The sequence below is a fragment of the Cupriavidus sp. SK-3 genome, from assembly GCF_000611145.1.
Lineage (GTDB): Bacteria > Pseudomonadota > Gammaproteobacteria > Burkholderiales > Burkholderiaceae > Cupriavidus.
Genome location: NZ_JFJV02000192.1, coordinates 1 through 20,451 on the forward strand (window position 1 = coordinate 1; position 20,451 = coordinate 20,451).

22 protein-coding genes are annotated in these 20,451 nt (G+C 67.1%); 7 read left to right on the forward strand and 15 right to left on the reverse strand.

The features are described 5' to 3' along the window. Nucleotides 1-608, reverse strand: a 608-nt coding sequence (locus CF70_RS18350; protein WP_035867621.1) for a DNA translocase FtsK 4TM domain-containing protein, incomplete at its 3' end; no start/stop codon positions are given. Between the two features lie 258 nt (nt 609-866). Here CF70_RS18350 and CF70_RS18355 point away from each other — a divergent pair. Beyond that, nucleotides 867-2,081 (forward strand): EAL domain-containing response regulator, encoded by a 1,215-nt coding sequence (locus CF70_RS18355; RefSeq protein WP_035867622.1) that lies wholly within the window; start codon nt 867-869, stop codon nt 2,079-2,081. Nucleotides 2,082-2,124: 43 nt separating this feature from the next. Here CF70_RS18355 and CF70_RS18360 read toward each other — a convergent pair whose 3' ends face one another. Next, nucleotides 2,125-2,538: a DoxX family protein gene (locus tag CF70_RS18360; RefSeq protein WP_035867624.1), complete on the reverse strand. Its 414-nt coding sequence runs from the start codon at nt 2,536-2,538 to the stop codon at nt 2,125-2,127. 177 nt (nt 2,539-2,715) lie between these two features. Further along, a complete protein-coding gene (locus CF70_RS18365; protein WP_035867627.1) occupies nt 2,716-3,672 on the reverse strand; it encodes a LysR family transcriptional regulator in 957 nt (318 codons plus the stop codon). Nucleotides 3,673-3,820: 148 nt separating this feature from the next. Between CF70_RS18365 and CF70_RS18370 the strand changes: the two genes are divergently transcribed. Together CF70_RS18370 and egtB are read left to right on the forward strand one after the other, a co-directional pair. Continuing rightward, nucleotides 3,821-4,423 (forward strand): FMN-dependent NADH-azoreductase, encoded by a 603-nt coding sequence (locus CF70_RS18370; protein WP_035867630.1) that lies wholly within the window; start codon nt 3,821-3,823, stop codon nt 4,421-4,423. A gap of 374 nt (nt 4,424-4,797) precedes the next feature. Beyond that, nucleotides 4,798-6,087 (forward strand): ergothioneine biosynthesis protein EgtB, encoded by a 1,290-nt coding sequence (gene egtB / locus CF70_RS18375; protein ID WP_035867632.1) that lies wholly within the window; start codon nt 4,798-4,800, stop codon nt 6,085-6,087. A gap of 46 nt (nt 6,088-6,133) precedes the next feature. Here egtB and CF70_RS18380 read toward each other — a convergent pair whose 3' ends face one another. The 5 genes from CF70_RS18380 to CF70_RS18400 form a co-directional block, all read right to left on the reverse strand. Next, nucleotides 6,134-6,823 (reverse strand): ankyrin repeat domain-containing protein, encoded by a 690-nt coding sequence (locus CF70_RS18380; protein WP_035867634.1) that lies wholly within the window; start codon nt 6,821-6,823, stop codon nt 6,134-6,136. 1 nt (nt 6,824) lies between these two features. Then, nucleotides 6,825-7,619 (reverse strand): TatD family hydrolase, encoded by a 795-nt coding sequence (locus CF70_RS18385; RefSeq protein WP_035867636.1) that lies wholly within the window; start codon nt 7,617-7,619, stop codon nt 6,825-6,827. Between the two features lie 135 nt (nt 7,620-7,754). Beyond that, complete coding sequence (locus tag CF70_RS18390; RefSeq protein ID WP_035867638.1) at nt 7,755-9,563, reverse strand: acyl-CoA dehydrogenase family protein; 1,809 nt, start codon at nt 9,561-9,563, stop codon at nt 7,755-7,757. A gap of 41 nt (nt 9,564-9,604) precedes the next feature. Beyond that, nucleotides 9,605-10,840, reverse strand: a complete 1,236-nt coding sequence (locus CF70_RS18395) for a CaiB/BaiF CoA transferase family protein (RefSeq protein WP_035867641.1) — start codon at nt 10,838-10,840, stop codon at nt 9,605-9,607. Nucleotides 10,841-10,879: 39 nt separating this feature from the next. Then, a complete protein-coding gene (locus CF70_RS18400) occupies nt 10,880-11,857 on the reverse strand; it encodes a Bug family tripartite tricarboxylate transporter substrate binding protein (protein ID WP_235185112.1) in 978 nt (325 codons plus the stop codon). Between the two features lie 157 nt (nt 11,858-12,014). Here CF70_RS18400 and CF70_RS18405 point away from each other — a divergent pair, with 157 nt between their 5' ends. Then, nucleotides 12,015-12,911 carry a LysR family transcriptional regulator gene (locus tag CF70_RS18405; RefSeq protein ID WP_035867643.1) on the forward strand — a complete coding sequence of 299 codons (897 nt, stop codon included), beginning with the start codon at nt 12,015-12,017 and terminating at the stop codon, nt 12,909-12,911. Nucleotides 12,912-12,926: 15 nt separating this feature from the next. Here the strand turns inward: CF70_RS18405 and CF70_RS18410 are convergent, their stop codons facing one another. The 5 genes from CF70_RS18410 to mltG all read right to left on the reverse strand — a co-directional run bounded on the left by CF70_RS18410 (nt 12,927) and on the right by mltG (nt 16,747). Then, a complete protein-coding gene (locus CF70_RS18410; RefSeq protein ID WP_035867645.1) occupies nt 12,927-13,448 on the reverse strand; it encodes a GNAT family N-acetyltransferase in 522 nt (173 codons plus the stop codon). 48 nt (nt 13,449-13,496) lie between these two features. Continuing rightward, the gene (locus CF70_RS18415; RefSeq protein WP_035867646.1) at nt 13,497-13,919 is read right to left on the reverse strand and encodes a PilZ domain-containing protein; all 423 of its coding nucleotides are present in this window, start codon (nt 13,917-13,919) and stop codon (nt 13,497-13,499) included. A gap of 84 nt (nt 13,920-14,003) precedes the next feature. Next, entirely contained in the window at nt 14,004-15,011 is a 1,008-nt protein-coding gene (locus CF70_RS18420) for a DNA polymerase III subunit delta' (RefSeq protein WP_035867649.1), read from the reverse strand. 117 nt (nt 15,012-15,128) lie between these two features. Further along, nucleotides 15,129-15,743, reverse strand: coding sequence for a dTMP kinase (gene tmk, locus CF70_RS18425; RefSeq protein WP_035867651.1), 615 nt, complete (start codon nt 15,741-15,743; stop codon nt 15,129-15,131). A gap of 8 nt (nt 15,744-15,751) precedes the next feature. Further along, the gene (mltG, locus tag CF70_RS18430) at nt 15,752-16,747 is read right to left on the reverse strand and encodes an endolytic transglycosylase MltG (RefSeq protein ID WP_035867784.1); all 996 of its coding nucleotides are present in this window, start codon (nt 16,745-16,747) and stop codon (nt 15,752-15,754) included. 352 nt (nt 16,748-17,099) lie between these two features. On the opposite strand from mltG, the gene CF70_RS18435 reads away from it, so the two are divergent. The 3 genes from CF70_RS18435 (at nt 17,100) to CF70_RS18445 (ending at nt 19,350) form a co-directional block, all read left to right on the forward strand. Beyond that, the gene (locus CF70_RS18435) at nt 17,100-18,095 is read left to right on the forward strand and encodes a YgfZ/GcvT domain-containing protein (protein ID WP_035867653.1); all 996 of its coding nucleotides are present in this window, start codon (nt 17,100-17,102) and stop codon (nt 18,093-18,095) included. Between the two features lie 27 nt (nt 18,096-18,122). After that, entirely contained in the window at nt 18,123-18,413 is a 291-nt protein-coding gene (locus CF70_RS18440; protein WP_035867655.1) for a DUF4936 family protein, read from the forward strand. 109 nt (nt 18,414-18,522) lie between these two features. Next, nucleotides 18,523-19,350: an NRDE family protein gene (locus CF70_RS18445; RefSeq protein ID WP_035867657.1), complete on the forward strand. Its 828-nt coding sequence runs from the start codon at nt 18,523-18,525 to the stop codon at nt 19,348-19,350. Between the two features lie 31 nt (nt 19,351-19,381). Here the strand turns inward: CF70_RS18445 and CF70_RS18450 are convergent, their stop codons facing one another. Next, a complete protein-coding gene (locus CF70_RS18450; protein ID WP_035867660.1) occupies nt 19,382-19,864 on the reverse strand; it encodes a hypothetical protein in 483 nt (160 codons plus the stop codon). 86 nt (nt 19,865-19,950) lie between these two features. Further along, nucleotides 19,951-20,451: LysR substrate-binding domain-containing protein (locus CF70_RS38000; RefSeq protein WP_235185113.1), on the reverse strand; the 501-nt coding region annotated here is incomplete at its 5' end.

Genomic DNA, 20,451 nt, shown 5'->3' on the forward strand with positions numbered 1-20,451 from the left:
GCTTGCTGCAGCCAGATCTCGCCTGGCTGCGGCGGCGAATTACGGGTGCGCGCCGGCGGCTGCCAGACGGGCTGGCGCCGCGCCGAAACCGCTTCAATGCCCTTGTGGCGCGGTACATGGTCGGCCGTGCCCGGCGCCGCGGCGTGCATCGCGCCCAGGTGCGTGGTCTCCCAATTGTCCGGCTCGCGCGCGGTACGGGCGGGTGTGCGCAAAGGCGCGGAATCCGCCTCTTCCGGCTCCGCCATGACGGGCTTGCGCAGGAACAGGCTGCGCCAGGTTTCCCCGAACACCATCGGCGCGGCCAGCGCCAGCACGCCCAGCATCAGCAGCAGGCTTGCGCTCCAGCCGAACATGCCGGAAACCAGACCGCCCAGCGCACGGCCGGCGCTGCCGCCGGACGTGCTGCCCGCCATGCCGGCCTCGCCCGCGGCCCCCGTCAGCGCTTCGAGCGAAGCGCTCGCGCACAGCACGATCAGCGTGCCGAGCCAGACCCGCAGCGTGCCGCGTCCACTAAAGAAACGGCGCTCACCGGCAAGCAGGCGCGCCACCTGTCGCCACACCAGCGGCACAAGCCACAAGGTCGAAAATCCGAACCAGCCAAAACCCATTATCGAAACGCCATCATCTAATACCTCGGGCAGCGATTGTAGCGGGTCTGGGCGCGGCGTTTCCGCGCAAGATCGCTGCGAGGACGGAATATCGCGCGATTTCTGTGTAGAAACGCCCTCCCCCGCCGTGCGGACCGCCATCGCTGAACCCCGCGGCCCCCATGCCAGGACACGCGCGGCGCGCATCATGTGCGCTACTATGGCGCGACGCCCCTCTCACTTCATCGACCGTGCGGTCGATACATTCCCCAGCCAACCATGCAGACACGCTACGCCGGACTGTCCGCCCTGGTGGTCGATGACCACCCTTTCCAGTTGCTGGCGGCAGAGCAGTTGCTGACACAGCTCGGCGTCAGCGAGGTGCGGTGCGCCGCCGACGGCCACGCTGCGCTGGACCTGCTGGCGGCACGCAAGTTCGACCTCGTGCTCTGCGATATCGAGATGCCGGGGCTCAACGGGCCGGGCATGATGGACGAACTGACCCGGCGCAAGAACGCGTTCGCGGGCGCCCAGCCGCTGTGGGTCTGGGTGTCGGCGCTGCAGGACGACATCATCGAGTCCCATGTGAGCCTGGCCGATTCGGTCGGCCTGTCCGATGTGCGGGCGATTCGCAAGCCGATCTCGGCAGTGGTGCTGGAGGAAATCCTGCAGGATGTGCTGAGGCGCGACCTCACCACGGAAGTACCCGCGGCGGCACCGAGCCAGCCGGAAGACCACGACTTGCTGGCCGCGATGCAGACGCCTGGCGCCATCTTCATCATGCTGCAACCCCAGTTCCGGATCGGCAGCGGCGCGCTGGCGGGCGCCGAGGCGCTCTGCCGCTGGCGCCATCCGGAGCAGGGCCTGATCCGGCCCGACCTGTTCATTCCCAGGCTGGAGGCGCTGGGCGAGGCCGATGCGATCTTCCAGCTGGCGGGCCAGCAATGCCTGGCGGTGCAACAGCAATTGCTGGCGCGCGGCGTGCGCATCCCGCTCAGCATCAACGCATCCGCCCAGACACTATGCCGGCCCGGCGTACTGGACGCCTTCGATGCCATGGTGGAAGCCAGCGGCATGCCACGCCAGTTGTTGATCATCGAACTGACCGAAGGCTATCCGGTGCACGACACCCGTGCCCTGTCGATCGCACTGAACCGCTTGCGCCTGCTCGGCTACGGCGTGGCAATCGACGATTTCGGGATCGGCATCGCGACCCTCAAGCTCCTGGCCGACCTGCCATTCACCCAGATCAAGCTGGACCGCTCCTTCGTGGTCGCCGTACCGGGCAACGGCCAGCGCGCGGCGATCTGCCGCAACGTCATCAACCTCGCGCGCGACCTCAAGCTGGAGTGCGTGGCCGAGGGCATTGAAACGCCCGTGCAGCGCGATGCGCTGCAAGCCCTGGGCTGCGATCTTGGGCAGGGCTACCTGTGGTCGCCCGCGCTGCCGCCCGATATGTTCGTGGCCGAGGCGCTGGGCCGCTGGACGCCCTGAGGACGCAGGCGGAAGGCGGACCGGAAAGCCATGCGCGGCTACGCTAGTTCCACTTGCCGCTGATGCCGCCCACGCTCAGGCGCCCCGCGCCAAGCAGCGCGACCGCAAGCGCCGCGGCCAGGAACATGGCCTGCAACTCCAGCGCCCAGCCGCCGGTGTTGGCCAGCGTGCCGATCTGCTTCATGTGCACCAGGCCGACCGCGACCAGCATGTTGCCGGCCACGATCAGTGCGCCGAGCCGGGCCCAGAGGCCCAGGATCAGCAGGACGGGCGCCGCGATCTCGCCGATATAGACAAGGTACGCAATGGCCGGAGGCAAACCGGCCTGCGCCACCACCTGCGTCACGAACCCTGGCCCCTCGATGAGCTTGGAAATCCCATGCAACAGGATCAGCACGCCGAGCACGATGCGCAGTATCGCCTTGCCCAAGTCCTGGGATGCCTGAGAACCACTCATGGTTGTCACTCCTTTCCGGTCCGAAAACGAAAGCGCCGCAAGCAGGCAACTCCAGCCGGGCAGCACTGACGAAGCGCCTTTAGCTCCACGCGAGGCACGCACATGTACCTTAGTGCGCCGCGCCGTGAAGGTAAAGCCACAAGTTGCGCCGGTGCGTCATTGTCCGCATGCCCGTCCTCAGATCTGGCCAATCGGCCGGTGCATGCCGGGCTGGCGCGGCGGCTGCATGCCGGCTTTGCAGGCCGTCTCGGGCAGGATGTCGGCAAGGAAATCGAGAAAGCGCCGCAGCGCCGGCGGCATCCCCTTGCGCGAGGGAAATACCGCATGCAGGGTGCCGACCGGCATGATCCACTGGGGCAGCAGCACTTCCAGTTCGCCGTTTTCAATGGCGTCGCGGCAGAACATGCGCGGCAGCATCGCCACGCCCACGCCCGCGATGGCGGCCTCGCGCAGCAGGGCGAATTCGTCGGTGATCAGGCGTGGCTCGTAGGCAATGTGGATGGACTGGCCGGTATTGCAGCTCAGCGTCCAGACATGCTTGCCATCGTGCGGCTTCTGGTTGACGCCGGGCATGCCGTCCAGCGCCTCGGGCGTACGCGGGCGGCCGATGCTGTCGAGCAGCGCCGGACTGGCCACGAGCATGAGCGGGCTTTCGCCGTAAGTGCGCACCACGAGCGAGGAATCGTCCATCACGTCGCGCACGCGCAGCGCCAGGTCGAATCCTTCGGCGATGACGTCGACACGGCGGTTGGTGGCCTCCACCTCGATCCGAATCCCGGGATTGGCTTGCATGAAATGCCCGATCGCCGGGGCCAGCAGGCTTTGGGCGATCGCTACCGGACAACTGACCCGCAAATTGCCCCCCGGCTGGTCGCGTGCCTGCTCAATCACTTCGCGTGCCGCTTCCGCCTCCGCGAGCATGGCGCGGCAGCGCTCGTAGTACGCCTCGCCAATCGGCGTCACGCGTACCTGCCGGGTAGTCCGGCGCAGCAATTGCACGCCCAGGTCGCGCTCGAGCTGCGCAATGCGCCGGCTCAGGCGGGACTTTGGCACGCCGCTGGCACGGCTGGCGGCGGAAAAACTGCCATGCTGGACCACCTGGGCAAACAGCGAGAGATCGTTCAGGTCTTGCATCGGACTTCCTCGGCGGGGGAGCGCGCCAGGGTAGCAGCCGGCTGGCGTTCTGCCTCTGGAACAATAAGTTCTATTTTGCCCCACTACCGGCATCAATGGCAGACCGCTATCTTTGCTTCATCCAACCCGAACCCCTGTGGAGATGAACATGAAGATCTTGCAAATCGACTCGAGCGTACTTGGCGGCCACTCCGCTTCCCGCACCCTGACCGCCAAGGTCGTGGCCGACCTGCGCGCCAGGCACCCGGAAGCCACCCTGACCGTGCGCGACCTGGACCAGGACGCTCCGGCACACCTGTCGAACGCACTGCTGCCCGTGCTGGGCGGCCCGAAGGACGGCCTGAACGCGCTGCAGGAAAGCGAACTGCAACGCACCGAAGCCTTCCTGAAGGAATTCCTCGAAGCCGACGTGCTGGTCGTGGGCGTGCCGCAATACAACTTCAGCATCCCGAGCCAGCTCAAGTCCTGGATCGACCGTATCGCCCAGGCCGGCCGCACCTTCAAGTACACCGAGACCGGCCCGGTTGGCCTGGCCGGCGGCAAGCGCGTGATTGTGGTGTCGTCGCGCGGCGGCGTGCGCCAGGACGCCAACGCCCTGGACCTGCACGAGCAGACCGTCGACGTGGTGTTCCGCTTCCTGGGCATCACCGACATCACGTACGTGCGCGCGCATGGCCTCGCCATGGGCCCGGAAGCCCGCGAAGCCGGCCTGGCCTCTGCCAACAGCGCCGTGGCAGCCCTGGCCGCGTGATCGCCTGACCGCCAGGCGGCGGCACGCCGCCGCGCCGCCAGGCAAAACGCCCGCCCGCATTCATGCCGGCGGGCGTTTTGCGCTCGGGCAAGCCGTTTCCCACCTCTTTGGCCGGCCCGCCCGGTGAGCGCATTGCCCCCGGTTTTGCAGGCGAGAGCCTGCTATGCCCCGTGCATGATCGGGTCTATGATGGTTCGGAACGCCCGAGCGGTTTCGGTGCACGTCCATCCAGGGGGAAGCCCGCGCGGCCTCGTTGCGAGGGCCTCGGTCGAAACCTGTCCGCAATCCACACGCCACGGCCAGCCGCCCTTCGCGCGGCATCCGCGGCAGATGCCAAGTCCGCAAGGTTCGATAAGTTCGATAAGGGAGCCCGCATGTCCTCTGCCCTGCTGCCTGCCAGCGCCGTGCATCCTCCGCACGAGCCGGCCCTGCTTGCCCGGTACCGCCACATCCGCTCGGCCACCGAGGCCATGGTCGCCGACCTGACCGATGCCGACGCCACGGTGCAGTCGATGGACGACGCAAGCCCGGCCAAATGGCACCTGGCGCATACCACCTGGTTCTTCGAAGAGTTCGTGCTGACGGCCCGCATCCCGGACTACGAGCCAGTCGACCCGCAATACCGCTACCTCTTCAACTCCTATTACGAGTCGGTCGGGGCCCGCCACCCGCGCCCACGCCGGGGATTGCTCTCGCGGCCCTCGCTGGACGAGATCCTGGCTTACCGCGAAGCGGTCGACGAAACCATGCTCGGGCTGCTCACGAGCGCGCAGACGGATGCCGAGGCAGCGCTGATCGAGCTTGGCCTGAACCACGAGCAGCAGCACCAGGAGTTGCTGCTGACCGACATCCTGCACCTGTTCGCGCAAAATCCGCTGAAGCCGGCTTTCGCGCCGGAGTTGCTGGCGCCCGTCATCGCCGACCCGCGCCCGGCCGCCGAATGGATCCGCTTTGCCGGCGGCGTGGTCGCCATCGGCCACGACCGCGACGGCTTCGCCTTCGATTGCGAAGGCCCGCGCCACAATGTGCTGCTGCAGCCGTACCAGCTCTGCTCGCACCCCATCAGCAACCGCCAGTGGTTTGAATTCATCGAGGACGGCGCCTACCGTACCGCCGGCCTTTGGCTGTCGGATGGATGGCGCTGGGTCTGCGAACAGGGCATCGAAGCGCCGCTGTACTGGGAGGAACGCGAGGGCACCTGGTGGCAGATGAGTTTGCGCGGGATGCAGCCGGTCGATCCCGATAGCCCGGTCACCCATGTCAGCTTCTATGAGGCCGATGCCTTCGCCCGCTGGGCCGAGCGCCGCCTGCCCACCGAGGCGGAATGGGAGCATGCGGCGCGCAACCTGCCGGCCACGGGGAATTTTGTCGAAGGACGGATTCTGCGGCCGCTGCCTGACCGGCAAAATACCTCGGGCGTGCTGCGGCAGATGTTTGGCGACGTGTGGGAATGGACCGCCAGCCCCTTCCAGCCCTACCCGGGCTTCCGGCCGGGCGCCGGCGCGGTGGGGGAATACAACGGCAAGTTCATGTGCAGCCAGCTGGTGCTGCGTGGCGGTTCCTGCGTGACGCCGGAATCGCATATCCGCGCCAGCTACCGCAACTTCTTCTATCCGCACCAGCGTTGGCAGTTCACCGGCGTGCGCCTCGCGGACGACGCGTAGCCGGGGCGGGAACACGCCGGGCAAGACCGGCGCGCTTCCCGCAAATTCAGTTCCAGCCCTTTTGCGGGGACTGCGAGCTCAGCGGTGTCTGCGGATACAGCTTCTGCCAGCGCGATTTCAGCCCGTCCGCGATTTCCTTCTGGTGGTAGCGCTCGGCAAAGTCGATTGCCGTCATGCCCTGCTGGTTCTTCAGCCGCATGTCCGCGCCCTCGTCCAGCAGCAGCTTGACCGTCTCGATATGGCCGCCGCGCGCGGCCATCATCAGCGGCGTGGTGCCGTTGGGGCTTTCGGCGTCGATATAGGCAGCGTGATCAACCAGGAACTTGACGATCTCGTTGTTGCCGTTGGTCGCCGCGTAGTGCAGCGGCGTCCAGCCCGTCTTGTTGATCTCGACCTCCATCTGGTCGACCATCAGCTTGACCATATCGAGTTCGTTCTGCAGGCTGGCCATCATCAGCGGCGTCTCGCCGGCCGCATTGGTCTTGTCGAAATCGATATTCTTGGCGCGGATCAGTGCCCCCGCCACCTTCAGCGACTTCTCGCGCAATGCCACCACCAGCATGGGATTGCCCTTGGCATCGACAAGGTTGGGATCGACGCCGCGCGCCAGCATCTTCTGGACGGCGTTGATGTCGTCGAACTCCACCGCCTTGCGCATATCGTCGGCGGGCGTCGCCCAGGCAACCGTGCCGCAAAGCAGCGCCGCGACAGCGGCGAGACGCCGTACAGTCTTCATGTTAAACATGAGTATTCCTATCTATATGCTTGAAAAGACGGAAGAAATTTTCGGAAGTCTGCTCCGCCAATTCCTCGACCGGAATGCCGCGCAGATTGGCGATGAATTCGCCCACATGGCGCACCCAGGCTGGCTGGTTGGTCTTGCCGCGGTAAGGCACGGGCGCCAGGTAAGGTGAATCGGTCTCGATCAGCATGCGCTCCAGCGGTATCTTGCGCGCGGTTTCCTGCAGCTCCACGGCGTTCTTGAATGTCACGATGCCGGAAAACGAGATATGGAAGCCTTCATCCAGCGACTGCCGGGCGATCTCCCAGCTCTCGGTGAAGCAATGCATCACCCCGCCGGCGGCGCGCGCGTCTTCCTCGCGCATCAGGCGCAGGGTGTCGTCGGCGGACGAGCGGGTATGGATAATGAGCGGCTTGCCGGTCTGCCGCGCGGCGCGGATATGGGTGCGGAAACGCTCCCGCTGCCACTCCATGTCGGCGATGCTGCGGCCGTTCAGACGGTAGTAGTCGAGCCCGGTCTCGCCGGTGCCGACCACCCGCGGATGCGCCGAAAGCGCCAGCAGGCGCTCCAGCGTGGGCTCCTCGCCCTCCTCGTAGTCGGGATGCACACCGACCGAAGCGTAGAGATGCGGAAACTGCTCGGCGAGTGCCAGCACGCGCGGGAAATCTTCCAGCGTGACCGAGATGCACAGCGCATGCGTTACCTGGCTGGCACGCATGTTCTCCAGCAATTCGGGCAAGCGTTCGGCCAGTTCGGGGAAATCTAGATGACAGTGGGAATCGACAAACATTGGGGCGGTTTCCGTATAGAGACGCCGCCGCGGGCGGCGCCACCCGCCATTGTATCCGGTCGTGCCCGCGCGCCCGCCCACGGCGGATCAGCGGGCGCGGCCCGCCGCCGGATACGCCACTTGCGCCAGCCGGAATCAGAACGGGGCGATCGCCGCGCAGGCCTGCTCCAGCGTGAGCGGCGCCGGGTCCAGCAGCAGCCGGCACACCGCGGATTCGCCCTCCTCATCCGGGCTTGCCAGCGGATCGGATGGCAGCAGGCGATGCCGCAGCAGCGCGTCGGCCAGTAGCAGCCGGCGGGCGTCGACACCCGGCCGGGTCGCCTCCCAGGCCATCAGGATGGCGGCACTGGCGTGGTAGAGGGCGCTGGCGGCGCGGCGGCTCTCCGCCTCGTGCCGCGCACCGCCCGCCACGGTCTCGGCGAGCGAAGCAGCACGTTGCCACCCTTGCCACAGGGCCTGCCGCAGTGGCGCCGGCAGGTTCCCGGATTGCTCCAGCCGACCCGCCAGCAAGCTCCCCAGGGCACGGTGAGCCCCTTCCTTTCCCACCGCCCGCTGGATGGCATCCAGCGCATTGATATTGCTGGTGCCCTCCCACAGCACGCCGATATGGGCGTCGCGGACCAGCCGCGCGTTGACGAAATCCTCGATATAGCCGTTGCCGCCCCGCACTTCCATGGCGCCGGTCGCCACGGCGATATTGTCCCGGCAGGCGCGCAGCTTGATCAGCGGCGTCAGCAGGCGCAAGGCTTGCCGTGCGCTACCGTCGCCCTCGCCCTCGCCCTCTTCCTCGCCGGCCCGCCGCATGGCGTCCGCCGTGGCCATGACCATCGACAAGGCCGCCTCGGTGGGGACCATGATCTTCAGCAATTGCCGCCGCAGCAGCGCATGGCCAATGACCTCGCGCCCAAAGGCCGAGCGGTGCCGCGCGGCCTGCAGCGCTTCGTTCAGGCAACGGCGCATCATGGCGGCGGCGCGCACCGCGTGCGACAGGCGCGACAGGTTGACCTGCTCCATCATCTGCTTGAGGCCCTGGTCGAGCGCGCCCACCGGATAGGCCACCGCCCCTTCGAGCCGGACTTCGCCGCTGGCCATTGACCGCGTGCCCAGCTTGTCCTTCAGCCGGACGATGCGGTACGTGTTGCGGCTGCCGTCGTCCAGCCGGCGCGGCAGCGCGAACAGCGCGAGCCCTCGGGTGCCGGACGGCGCGCCTTCGGGGCGGGCCAGCAGCAGGACAACGTCCGCATCGGCATGCGAGCAGAACCACTTCTCGCCGTACAGGCGCCACTGGCCACCTTCCTCGCGCGCCACGGTCTCGATGGCACCCACGTCCGAGCCGCCGGCCTTCTCGGTCATGAACTGGGTGCCCTTCCAGAGCGACGCCAGGTCGGCGGACAGCATGCTGGGCAGCAATTTTTGCTGCAAGGCCTGGCTGCCGAACTTGCGGATCAGGTGGATCGAGGTATCCGTCACGCTGATCGGGCACATCTGGCCGAACTCGGACTGCACGAACAGGTACTGGAAGGCGTATTTCGCCGCCGGCGCCAGCGGCGCGGCGCATCCCAGCACGCCGGCGCGGTGGCCCATCGCATGGAACTGGAAATCGGCGAAGGCGATGTGCTCCATCTCCTGGTAGGCCGGGTGGTATTCGATCCAGTCGTGGTCGTCGCCCCAGCGGGTGCGCGCGTGAAGCACCGGGGCGTATTTGTCGGCCACCGCCGCCAGCGCATTCAGGCGGCCGCCAGCCAACTGGCCCATGCGCTGGAAATGCGGCAGCAGGTGCTGGTGTTCCCGCGCCGGCAGGTACAGCGCCAACAGGTCCCGCAGGCCCCGGTCGAGCGCGAAAAAATCCAGGCCGGCGCAATCCGGCGCGAGGTGGCGGGAGCTGGTCCCCGCATCACCGGGGCGTGGACTGACGAACTCGGCGTAGCTGGCTTGGAAGGACATGGGAGGATTCCGGCAGGAGGATGGAAGGACGAGAGAAATATTCAGATCACGCCGGCAGCGCGCAGGCTGATCAGATCCTCGGGGGCCATGCCCAGGCTGTCGCCCAGCACGGCCTCGGTGTGCTCGCCGAGGACAGGCGGCCCGCTCTGGCAGTCCAGCGGCGTGGCGGAGAAGCGCATCGGGCTGGCGATGGCGGGACAGGTCCCGCCGGTGGAAAGCGGCAGGTCCACGCGGATGCCGCGATGCCTGACCTGCGGATCGTCGAAGGCCTGGGCAAAGTCATTGATGGGACCGCAAGGCACGCCGGCCGCTTCCAGGCGCGCGCGCCAGGCTGCGGTGGTGTCGGCGCGCATGATGTCCGCCAGCAGCGGCAATAGCGCATCGCGGTTGACCAGCCGGCCGCTGACCCCGGCAAAGCGCGCATCGGCGGCAAGATCCGGCCGGCCGATGGCCTCGCAGTACGAGGCAAACAGTCCGTCGTTGCCCACCGCCACGATCAGCTTGCCGTCCTGGGTGGCGAAGACCTGGTACGGCACGGCGTTGGGATGCGCATTGCCGTAGCGGCGCGGTACCTTGCCCGAAGCCAGGTAGCCGACCGCCTGGTTGCTGCCAAGCGCGAGCGCGCAGTCGAGCAAGGCCATGTCGATATGCTGGCCCAGGCCGCTGCGCTCGCGCCATGCCAGGGCGGCCGTGATCGCGAGGCTGGCGTACAGGCCGGTGGTCATGTCGGCCACCGCCACGCCGAATTTCTGCGGCCCGCCGCCTTCGCATTCGCCGCAGGCATCGTCGGGCTCGCCGGTCAGGCTCATCAGCCCGCTCATGCCCTGGAAGACGAAGTCGTAGCCGGGACGGTGCCGATAGGGGCCGGTCTGCCCATAGCCGGTGACCGAGCAATAGATCAATCCGGGGTTGGCCGCGCGCAGGTCCTCGTAGCCGAGCCCGAAGCGCGCCAGTGTGCCGACCTTGTAGTTCTCCACGAGCACATCGCAGGTGGCGGCCATGCGCCGCACGATCTCCTGGCCTTCGCTGGTCGCGAAATCGACAGTGACCGATTTTTTGCCCCGGTTGGTTGAGGCGTAATAGGTGGAGTCCTGCCGTTCCTGCCCGGCTTCGACGGGCATCCAGGGCGGCCCCCAGCCGCGGGTTTCATCGCCCGCGCCGGGCCGCTCGACCTTGATCACCTCCGCGCCCAGGTCGGCCAGGTTCTGGGTGCACCAGGGGCCGGCCAACACCCTGGTCAGGTCGAGTACGCGGATATGGGAAAGCGGTTTGTTCATGTTGGCGTCGTCGTGGCTTGGGTGGCGGGTCGTGCTTGTTCAGTCGGCGCGGATGTGCGCGGCCGTGATCACCTTGCCGTAGCGGGCGGTTTCCTCGCGGATATAGGCACCGAAGGCTTCGCGGTAGTAGCCCACCGGCTCGGCCCCGCTGCGCAGCAAGGTTTGCTGCACCGCCGGCTCGGCCACGATGCGCTCGATCTCGCTGGCCAGCCGCTCCACCACGGCGGTCGGCGTGGCGGCGGGCGCCACCAGGCCGACCCAGGCCGACATCTCGATGCCGCCGAAGCCAAGCTCCGCCGTGGTCGGCACATCGGGCATCACCGCCGAGCGCTTCGCGTTCATCACGGCAAGCGCGCGCAGCTTGCCTGCCGTGATCTGCGGCAGGCCGGTGAAGGCGGGCTCGAAGGTCATCGACACCTCGTTGGCCATCACGGCGGCCTTGGCCGGCGCGCTGCCCTTGTACGGCACGTGCAGCACGTCGATCCCGGCGCGCGCCTTCAGCATCTCGCCAGCAAGATGCGCGGTCGAGCCGTTGCCATACGATGCATAGCTCAAGCTGCCTGGCTTGGCGCGGGACAGTTGCACCAGTTCGTCCATGGTCCTGGCGGGCACGGCCGGATTCACCACGATCACGCTTGGCGCTGTGGCAACCAGCGCGATCGGCGCGAAACTCCGGGCGGGGTCATAAGGCAGCTTCGGGTACAGCCAGGGATTGATGGTCAGCGTGGTATTGGTGGCCGCCAGGAGCGTGTAGCCATCGGCGCTGGCTCCTGCGACCTGCTCCGCGCCGACGATGGTGGCTGCCCCCGGCCGGTTTTCCACCACCACAGGCTGGCCAAGCCGCTCGCCAAGGCGCAGGCCGATCACGCGCGCCACGACGTCCGTCATGCCGCCGGCCGCATAGGGCACGACGATGCGAATGGGCTGGCGCGGATAGGCTTGCGCGGCGGCCTTGGTTGCCGTCATCACGGTCAGCAATGGGGTGATGAGCAAGACGACGAGGGTCTTCGGATTCACGGCTGTCTCCCTGGTTCTTTTTTGTTGCGCGCCGCTGGCCGAGGAAGGCCGCCGAGGGTGGGTGCGCAAGAACCATTCTCAAACTCGCGAGTTTTCTCGTCCAATATCGTTTTTTGCGCTATTTATATCGGTATTGAATCAATCACTCTGGACTTACATGGACCTTCGACAGTTGCGCTACTTCGTTGCCGTCGCCGAGGAACTGCATTTCGGCCGGGCGGCCGAGCGCCTTGCCATCACCCAGCCGCCGCTGAGCTTCAACATCCGCCAGCTGGAAGACTCGCTCGGCTTCGCGCTGCTGCGGCGCAGCACGCGCGAGGTTGCGCTAACGCCCGCCGGGCGGGTGATGTACCAGGAAGCGGTGAAGATCCTTGCCCTGGCGCGCGATGCGCAGGGCCTGGCGAGCCGGGCCGCCAAGGGGGAAACCGGCGCGGTGCACGTCGCCTTTGTCGGCTCGGCCATGCTGACGAAGCTGGCCGCGGCGATTCATGCGTTTGCGCAAGAGCGGCCGGGGGTGGAGGTGGTGGTGCACGAGCTGAACAGCTTTGAGCAGATCGAGGCGCTGCAGCGCGGCCTGATCGATATCGGCATCGCGCATCCGCGCGTCATCCCGGCCGGACTGGCGTCCCGCGTGCTCTATGCCGAACGGTTTATCTGCGTGCTGCCGTCGGATCATCCTCTGGCGGCGCAGGCGCAAGTCGATCTGCGGCAATTGCGCCTGGAAGATTTTGTACTGTTCCCGCGCCATTTCGCGCCGGAGTACTACGACAAGATCGTCGCCCTCTGCATGGGCGCCGGCTTTACGCCCAGCATCCGCCATGAAGTGCGCCATATGCTGACGATCGCTACGCTGGTATCGCAGAACTTCGGCGTTTCGCTGGTGCCCGCGTCGGTGGCGCTGGTGCAGTTGCCCAACCTGGCCTGCCGGCCACTGGCAAGGCCGGGCCGGGCCTCCGAACTGCATGGCGTCTGGCGCGCGGACGAGCAGGCGCCGGCCGTGCTGGCATTGCTTGCCGCGCTGGAGGCGGCTGGAAACGGGGAGATGCAGGCCTAGGCAGCCGCCATCCGGTTACTCCCCGGGCTTCGTCAAATGCCGGCCGAGGATGACCAGGTCGCGCTCCACGCCGTCAAGCACCGCCACGCGCGGCAGGTTACCCCAGCGCTCGAAGCCGAGCGAGGCGAACAGGCCCAGGCTGGGCGCGTTGTGGCCGAAGATGAAGCCCAGCAGGGTGTTGACCCCGATCTGCGGCGCATGCGCGATGGCCTGCTGCAGCAGGAAGCGTCCCAGGCCCTGTCCCCGGCGGCTGGCGTCGAGATAGATCGAAACTTCCGCGGTGGCACCGTAAGCCGGGCGCCCATAGAAGTCGGAAAAACTGAGCCAGCCGGCCATCTTCCCTTCCCTGTCCTCCGCCACCCACAGCGGCCGCCGCCCGGGCTTGTGTTCATCGAACCAGGCCTGGCGCGATGCCACCGTGACCGGCTCGGTGTCCGCCGTGACCATGCGCGACGCCACGGTGCTGTTGTAGATGGCGACGATGGCAGCGAGGTCGCGCTGCTCCGCGACCCGGACTGAAAAATCGGAATCACTCATTTTGAAATTCTTCTAAAACAATAAGTTGGGCCACAAAGTTAAGGTCAACTACAAAGTATGGGTGGGCTTGGCAGATTCGATCGTCTTGCCCAGGATCTCTTCCACCGTGCGGCGCAGGTTGCGGCCCATATCGTCGTCCGGCAAGTGAATCCCGATGCCCGGTGTCTTGTTCGGCGTGCCGACGGGCGTGATCCATGCCACCTGGCCCGCGATCTGGTACTTCTGCGGCCGGTCGAGCAGCGACAGCACCAGGAATACCTGCTCGCCCAGCCTGAAGGGCCGGTTGCTCGGGACAAAGATCCCGCCGCGCAGCAGGAACGGCATGTAGGCGGCATAGAGCCCTGCCTGGTCCTTGATCGAAAGCGAAAGCACGTTCGGCCTGGAGGATGCGCCGGGAACGGTCGGCGCCCCAATTCCACCTGCGGCGCCGGGAACGCTGGCGCCCCGTGCCCCTGTCACTTCTGTGTTCATGACTGACCCCTTGTTCACTCTATGGCCTTCAGGCCTTATTGGACTTATTGAACTTATTGCAACCGCCTATCCGAGCGCTCCCGCTTACTGGAACAACTGGCGGTATTCCAGAAACACGGATTCCATGACCAGCCGCGCCGCCAGCGGATGATTCTCGCTGCGGCGATGGCTCAGCAGCCGCGCCGAGAAGGCCTGCAGCCGGTGCGCATCGGTGGCCTGCGCGCAGCGTGCCAGGACCGCTTGCTCGCGTGGGAAATAGCGCGGCGCCGGGGCGGCGGCCAGGCGCGCCGACAGCAGATCGTACGTCCAGCGCTGCAAGATGCCAAGCACCGACGGCACCGGCAACTTCTGGACCTGTTCGGCTGCCGCCAGCGCATCGAAGCCGGCACCGGCGCCAAGCTGACTCACCAGCCAGCGCTGCATCGGCTGCTCCTCCGCTTCGGCGGCGTGCAGCGCGGTCAGCGGCGAGCCGCCGGCCAGCGCCAACTGGGCCTCGGCATCGCCCACGCCCTGGCTGCCGAGCCACGCCATGGCGTCGGCGGCGCTGGGCCGCTGCACGGAGAACTGGCGGCAACGCGACAGGATGGTGGGCAGCACGCGGTCCAGGCGGTCGGTCACCAGCAGGAACACGGTCGACGGCGGCGGCTCCTCCAGCGTCTTGAGCAAGGCGTTTGCGCCCTCGCTTTGCAACGCATCGAGTGGATAGACAACCACCAGGCGCAGGCCGGCACGGTGCGTGCCGATACCCACGGTATCGATCAGCGCCCGCACCTGTTCCATGCGGATCACCTTGCTGGGCGTCTTCTTCTTGCCGCTCTCGTCGGTCTCGGCGTCGCCCGCGGCCTCCATGGCTTCCGGGCGCACCACGCTGAAATCCGGATGATTGCCCTGGCTGAACCAGTGGCAGGCAGAGCATGTGCCGCAGGGCTGGCCATCGGGCCGCGGGGTTTCGCACAGCAGTCCCTGGGCGAAATGCAGCGCCAGGTCGCGCTTGCCGATGCCTTGCTGGCCGTGAATCAGCAAGGCATGCGGGAGCCGCTCGCGCAGCGCGTTCAGCCGTTGCCAGTCTTCTTTCTGCCAGGGATAAAGCATGCGAATCAGTAAGTTAGGGTTGATACTTCGAGTGACCACTCAGATTGAGAGTGCAATGACGCGCGCCAGCCGCCGCAAGATCCACCACTATCACAATCTGCGAATAATGATGTCAATTCAAAGTGTTGCCAGGATTTTCTCAAGCTCCACCTGAATCCCGGCAATGGTCCGGGTCGCGTCGATGACCCGGAAGCGCTGCGGGGATTCGGCCGCGCGGCGCAGGTATTCCTGCCGGGTGCGGTCGAAGAAGGCGCGCGACTCGGCCTCGAACTTGTCGGGCTCGCGGGCATCGGCCAGGCGGGCGCTGGCGGTTTCCAGCGGCACGTCGAACAACAGCGTGAGGTCCGGCTGCAAGCCGTCCTGCACCCACGCCTCAAGCACTTCGAGGCGCGCGCGCGGCAAGCCCCGGCCCCCGCCCTGGTAGGCAAAGGTGGCGTCGGTGAAGCGGTCGGATACGACCCAGTCGCCGCGCGCCAGGGCCGGCTCGATGACTTCGGCAATATGTTCGCGGCGAGCGGCGAACATCAGCAGGGCCTCGGTTTCGAGGTGCATCTTGCGGTGCAGCAGCAGTTGCCGCAGGTCCTCGCCAAGCGGCGTGCCACCCGGTTCGCGGGTGGTGACAACGGCGGCACTGCCGGCCAGGCGGGCGCGCAGGCGCTCCGCCACCCACTCCACGTGAGTGCTCTTGCCGGCACCGTCGATGCCTTCGAATGTGATGAATTTTCCGCGCATGGGGAGACTTATTTGCCGCGCTGGTATTTGTCTACCGCGCGGTTGTGTTCGGGAAGCGAGTTGGAGAAATGGCTGCTGCCGTCGCCGCGCGCCACGAAATACAGCGCATCGGACGGCGCCGGCGCGGTGGCCGCGGCCAGCGAGGCCAACCCGGGCAAGGCGATCGGGGTGGGCGGCAGGCCGTTACGCGTATAGGTATTGTAAGGGGTGTCGGTTTGCAGGTCGCGCTTGCGGATATTGCCGTCGAACCCTTCGCCCAGGCCGTAGATCACGGTGGGGTCGGTCTGCAGCATCATGCCCTTCCTCAGCCGGTTGACGAATACGGCGGCGATCAGCGGGCGCTCGGCCGGCTGGCCGGTTTCCTTCTCCACGATGGAAGCCATGATCAACGCTTCATAGGGCGACTTGTACGGCAGGCCGGGCGCCCGGGCGTTCCAGGCATCCGTCAGGCGGCGCTGCATCGCGCGGTAAGCATGGCGGTACAGTTCCAGGTCGCTGCTGTCGCGCGCGAACAGGTAGGTATCGGGGAAGAACATGCCCTCCGGGGCCGGCTCGGGCGCGCCGATCGCCTTCATCAACTCCGCATCCGACAAGCCGCGGCTATCGTGCTTGAGCGCCGGGTGCGCATCCACGGCGGCGCGCATCTTGCGAAATTCCCACCCCTCGATCACGGTCAGCACATAGTGGTTGACCTCGCCCCGGGCGATCTTGCCGATCACCGACAGCGGCGTGGCGCTGCTGTCGAACTCGTAGCCGCCAGCCTTGAGGTCGGCGCTGTGGCCGGTAAGCCGCACCAGCAAGGCAAACAGGCGCGGATCCATGCGCACGCCGCCGCGCTCGATCTGGCGGCCGACGCTGGCCACGCTGGAATTGGGCTTGATCACCACCTCGATCGGCGAGGCCGACAACTGGAGCGGACGATTGGCCCACCAGGCAAAGGCACCGGCGGCGGCAATCGTGAAAACCGCGGCGACCAGGGTCAGTCGCAGGAAAATACGTTTCATGTAGGGCAAGTAGTGGTGGCGCATCATGCGCCCCGGCAACGCCGGCCGCGCGCTGCATCAATTGCGCAGGGCGCCGGCTGAAATGGCGACAGCCTCATATAATACCGGGAGCCTTGCACCGCCACGAGCGCGCCCCATATGCCGGAGATCAGCCGGACAGCGGCGCCCCGGCCCGGCGGACTCCGGTTTGCGCCATACACCGTGCCATTTACCGTGCGATTTACCGCGCTTTTTGCTGCCACATTCACTGTAATTCGCCGGCCTTTGTAGCTTTGTAGCCTTTGTGCCTTTTGTCGGCGTTTGCGCCTTCCATCCGGCGCTGCCCAGCGCCCTCTTGCTTGCGATACCTGCCATGAATTCCCCTACCCCCGACCTCGCCACCCAGTTCGAAGCCGTGCGCCAGAGCGGAGTCGTCTGCCGGCCCGCGCAGCTGGGCCTGATCCGGGTTGCCGGCGACGACGCCGGCAGTTTCCTGCACACCCAGCTCACCAACGCCGTCGACGATCTCGCCACCGGCACCGCGCGCGTGGCCGGCTATTGCTCGCCCAAGGGCCGGCTGCTCGCCAGTTTCCTGATGTGGCGGGACGAAGAAGGCATTGTGCTGCAACTGTCGGCGGACCTGCAGCCCGCCATCCAGAAGCGCCTGTCGATGTTCGTGCTGCGCGCCAAGGCGCGCCTGTCCGATCTGACGCCTGACCGCGCCGTGCTGGGCGTAGCCGGCGCCGGCGCCGCCGCGGCACTGCAGGCAGCCGGCCTGCCCGCCCCCGCCGAGCCGTGGTCGACGGGGGCAGCGGGTGCCGCTACCGTGATCCGGCTCCCCGATGGCGCCGGCCTGCCGCGCTGGCAGGTGGTGCTTCCGGCCGAGCAGGCAGCGCAGGTGCAGGCCGCGCTGTCGGCGCAACTGCTGCCGGCGGACGCGGCGGTGTGGGACTGGCTGGAGGTGCAGGCCGGCGTGCCGCGCATCGCGCTTGCCACGCAGGAGCAATTCGTGCCGCAGATGATCAACCTGGAACTGGTCGGCGGCGTGAGTTTTCGCAAGGGCTGCTATCCGGGCCAGGAAATCGTGGCGCGCAGCCAGTACCGGGGTACGCTCAAGCGCCGCATGTGGCTGATCCACGGCGAAGGCGAAGTGCCGGCCGCGGCCACCGAGATCTTCCGCCCCGAGGATCCTGAACAGCCCTGCGGCATGGTGGTCAATGCCGCCGCCGCGCCGCAAGGCGGCTGGGACAGCCTGGCCGAACTCAAGATCGATGCCGCCGGTGGCGCCCTGCACCTGGGTAGCGCCGGCGGCAGCCCGGTGCGCGTGGGCGAACTGCCCTACGCGGTACCCATCGGCGACGCAGCCTGAACCGCCAGCCCCGCGCAGGAGACTGTCATGAGCGACCACCTTTACGTCTATTTCCGGGTGCCGGAAGCCCTGGCCGATGCCGCGCTGCCGCATTGGCATCGCTGGATGGAGACCGTTGCCGAAGCCGGCGGAATTGGTGGTACGCTCTTACGCAGGCCCGAAACGCGCGACGGCATGCAGACCTGGATGGAGGCCTATGCCGACGTGCCGCCAGCCTTCGATCTGCTTCTTGATGGCCTTTGGCGGCAGAGCGGGCTGCAGGATTTCATCAGCGGCGAAAGGCAGGTCGAGCGCTTTGTCGACCTGGACCAGCTCTGATGGCGGCAGCGGCAGGATCACCGCGCGGTGGTGCCGCGAAAGATGAAACCGTAGTCGTAGTGATTGCAGTCGATGCGGCAATCGCAGTGAACGCAGGAAAGGAAGCGCTATGTGCCTGATTCTGGTGGCCTGGCAATCGCACCCGGACTATGCCCTGGTGGTGGCCGGCAACCGCGACGAATTCTACGCACGCCCGGCCGCGCCCGTGCATTGGTGGGAAGATGCGCCCAATGTGCTGGCCGGCCGTGACCTGGCGGAAGTGATCGGCGAGCCGGGCACCTGGATGGGTCTGGCCGGCGACGGCCGCTTTGCCGCCCTGACCAACTACCGCGCACCGTCCGAGAAACGCACCGATGCCCGCTCGCGTGGCGAACTGGTGGCCGGCTTCCTGCGTGGCGACGGCGACCCCCAGTCCTACCTGGCCGGACTGCAACCTCGCGCCGGCGCCTATAACGGCTTCAACCTCCTGGCATGCGACCTGCGCGAACTCTGGTGGTACAGCAACCGCGGCGCGGCGCCGCATCCGCAGCGCCTCAGGCCCGGGCTCTATGGCCTGTCCAATGCCTTGCTGGATACGCCCTGGCCCAAGGTGCGCAGCCGCGTCGGCGCGCTCGCCGAAGCCGTGGCAGCCGACACCGGCCAGCCGGGCGCCAGCGCCGAACCCTATTTCGATCTGCTGGCCAATGATCGCCAGGCACTGGATTTCGAGCTGCCCAGCACCGGCGTGACGCCGGAGTGGGAGAAGCTGCTGTCTTCGGCCTTCATCCGCTCGCCTAGCTATGGGACCCGCGCCAGCACGGTACTGCGCGTGCGCCACGATGGCCGCTTCGAACTCAGCGAGCGCAGCTTCGACACCAACGGCCGTACCGGCGAGGTGTCATATCGCGGCCACCTGCGGGTTGCCCGCGACGCCGACTCGGTGCAGGCGCCCCGTTAGGGCACCCCGTCAAGGCTACTCAGCGCAACAATCAGTACTGACGGGCCACCAGCCCTAGCGGACGCAGCGCCGCATTCAGCGCGCGGATGGCGCCGGGGTCGTTGCGCACGGCGAGCAGCCAGGCGTCCTCGAAATGCCCGATCTCCAGCAACTGCATGCCGTGCGGCGCAAGCTCACGATTGACGTGCGCCAGGTAGAGGGCCGCCGGCTCCATATCGAAATCGTTGTCGTCGCCGCCCAGCGGAATCCCGTCCTCGTCGTAGAGCTCATCGACATCGATGGCCGACACCCCCGCCGCGCGCAGCGTTGCAAGCCGCGCCACGGCTTGCGCGCCCAGTGTGCTGAACTCCCGCCAGTCGACTTGCACCAGGCAATGTCCCGCCAGCCAGGGGTTTAGCCAGGCCGACAGCAAATCTTCGCCGGCGGGCGGATCTCCGGCGGGCGCAGCGGCCAGATCAAGGGCAGGCGTGGCATCGGCAAGGGACTGCAGCAGGCGGGAACGGATTTCGGACATAAGCGGGATAAAGACAACCGGATAACGGCAAAAACAAAGACCGCGATGGTACCGCGCATACGGCGGGATGCAAGTCCTGCCGGGCTTCAGGCCGCTGCCGCCAGCCTGGCCGGCAGCGCGGAACGAACCGCTTCGCTCACGATCGCCGCCAGCCGGGCGGCGGGCGCCTCCAGCTCGGCGTCCTTGCGGTACAACGCCAGCGCAAGCGAGGGCAGTTCGGGCAGTCCGCCTTCCCCCCGCTCCCAGGCCCTGACCGACGGCGGCAAGCCCATGCCGGTGCGGACAGTCAGGCCCAGACCGGCCGCCGCTCCGGCCCACAAGCCACCCAGGCTTGCGCTGCTGAATGCCACCCGCCAGGCAATACCGGCACGATCAAGCGCGGCGGTGCCGGCCGAACGAAAGCGGCACGGTGCCTCGAACGCCACCAGCGGCAGCGGTTCGCTGCCCTGCCACGGCGCGCGCGCGGCGGTGGGGCCGATCCAGCGCATCGGCAACACCGCGACCTGCTCCACATGCGGCATCCGCACGCCATCGTCCCAGGCCAGCGCCAGGTCCAGGCGTCCGCCCGCCACGCTATCCAGCAACTC

Excerpts from the sequence above, each read along its gene's own strand:
- CF70_RS18355 (WP_035867622.1), top strand. The coding sequence starts at position 867 with ATGCAGACACGCTACGCCGGACTGTCCGCCCTGGTGGTCGATGACCAC.
- CF70_RS18360 (WP_035867624.1), bottom strand. The coding sequence starts at position 2,538 with ATGAGTGGTTCTCAGGCATCCCAGGACTTGGGCAAGGCGATACTGCGC.
- CF70_RS18365 (WP_035867627.1), bottom strand. The coding sequence starts at position 3,672 with ATGCAAGACCTGAACGATCTCTCGCTGTTTGCCCAGGTGGTCCAGCAT.
- CF70_RS18370 (WP_035867630.1), top strand. The coding sequence starts at position 3,821 with ATGAAGATCTTGCAAATCGACTCGAGCGTACTTGGCGGCCACTCCGCT.
- egtB (WP_035867632.1), top strand. The coding sequence starts at position 4,798 with ATGTCCTCTGCCCTGCTGCCTGCCAGCGCCGTGCATCCTCCGCACGAG.
- CF70_RS18380 (WP_035867634.1), bottom strand. The coding sequence starts at position 6,823 with ATGAAGACTGTACGGCGTCTCGCCGCTGTCGCGGCGCTGCTTTGCGGC.
- CF70_RS18385 (WP_035867636.1), bottom strand. The coding sequence starts at position 7,619 with ATGTTTGTCGATTCCCACTGTCATCTAGATTTCCCCGAACTGGCCGAA.
- CF70_RS18390 (WP_035867638.1), bottom strand. The coding sequence starts at position 9,563 with ATGTCCTTCCAAGCCAGCTACGCCGAGTTCGTCAGTCCACGCCCCGGT.
- CF70_RS18395 (WP_035867641.1), bottom strand. The coding sequence starts at position 10,840 with ATGAACAAACCGCTTTCCCATATCCGCGTACTCGACCTGACCAGGGTG.
- CF70_RS18405 (WP_035867643.1), top strand. The coding sequence starts at position 12,015 with ATGGACCTTCGACAGTTGCGCTACTTCGTTGCCGTCGCCGAGGAACTG.
- CF70_RS18410 (WP_035867645.1), bottom strand. The coding sequence starts at position 13,448 with ATGAGTGATTCCGATTTTTCAGTCCGGGTCGCGGAGCAGCGCGACCTC.
- CF70_RS18415 (WP_035867646.1), bottom strand. The coding sequence starts at position 13,919 with ATGAACACAGAAGTGACAGGGGCACGGGGCGCCAGCGTTCCCGGCGCC.
- CF70_RS18420 (WP_035867649.1), bottom strand. The coding sequence starts at position 15,011 with ATGCTTTATCCCTGGCAGAAAGAAGACTGGCAACGGCTGAACGCGCTG.
- tmk (WP_035867651.1), bottom strand. The coding sequence starts at position 15,743 with ATGCGCGGAAAATTCATCACATTCGAAGGCATCGACGGTGCCGGCAAG.
- mltG (WP_035867784.1), bottom strand. The coding sequence starts at position 16,747 with ATGAAACGTATTTTCCTGCGACTGACCCTGGTCGCCGCGGTTTTCACG.
- CF70_RS18435 (WP_035867653.1), top strand. The coding sequence starts at position 17,100 with ATGAATTCCCCTACCCCCGACCTCGCCACCCAGTTCGAAGCCGTGCGC.
- CF70_RS18440 (WP_035867655.1), top strand. The coding sequence starts at position 18,123 with ATGAGCGACCACCTTTACGTCTATTTCCGGGTGCCGGAAGCCCTGGCC.
- CF70_RS18445 (WP_035867657.1), top strand. The coding sequence starts at position 18,523 with ATGTGCCTGATTCTGGTGGCCTGGCAATCGCACCCGGACTATGCCCTG.
- CF70_RS18450 (WP_035867660.1), bottom strand. The coding sequence starts at position 19,864 with ATGTCCGAAATCCGTTCCCGCCTGCTGCAGTCCCTTGCCGATGCCACG.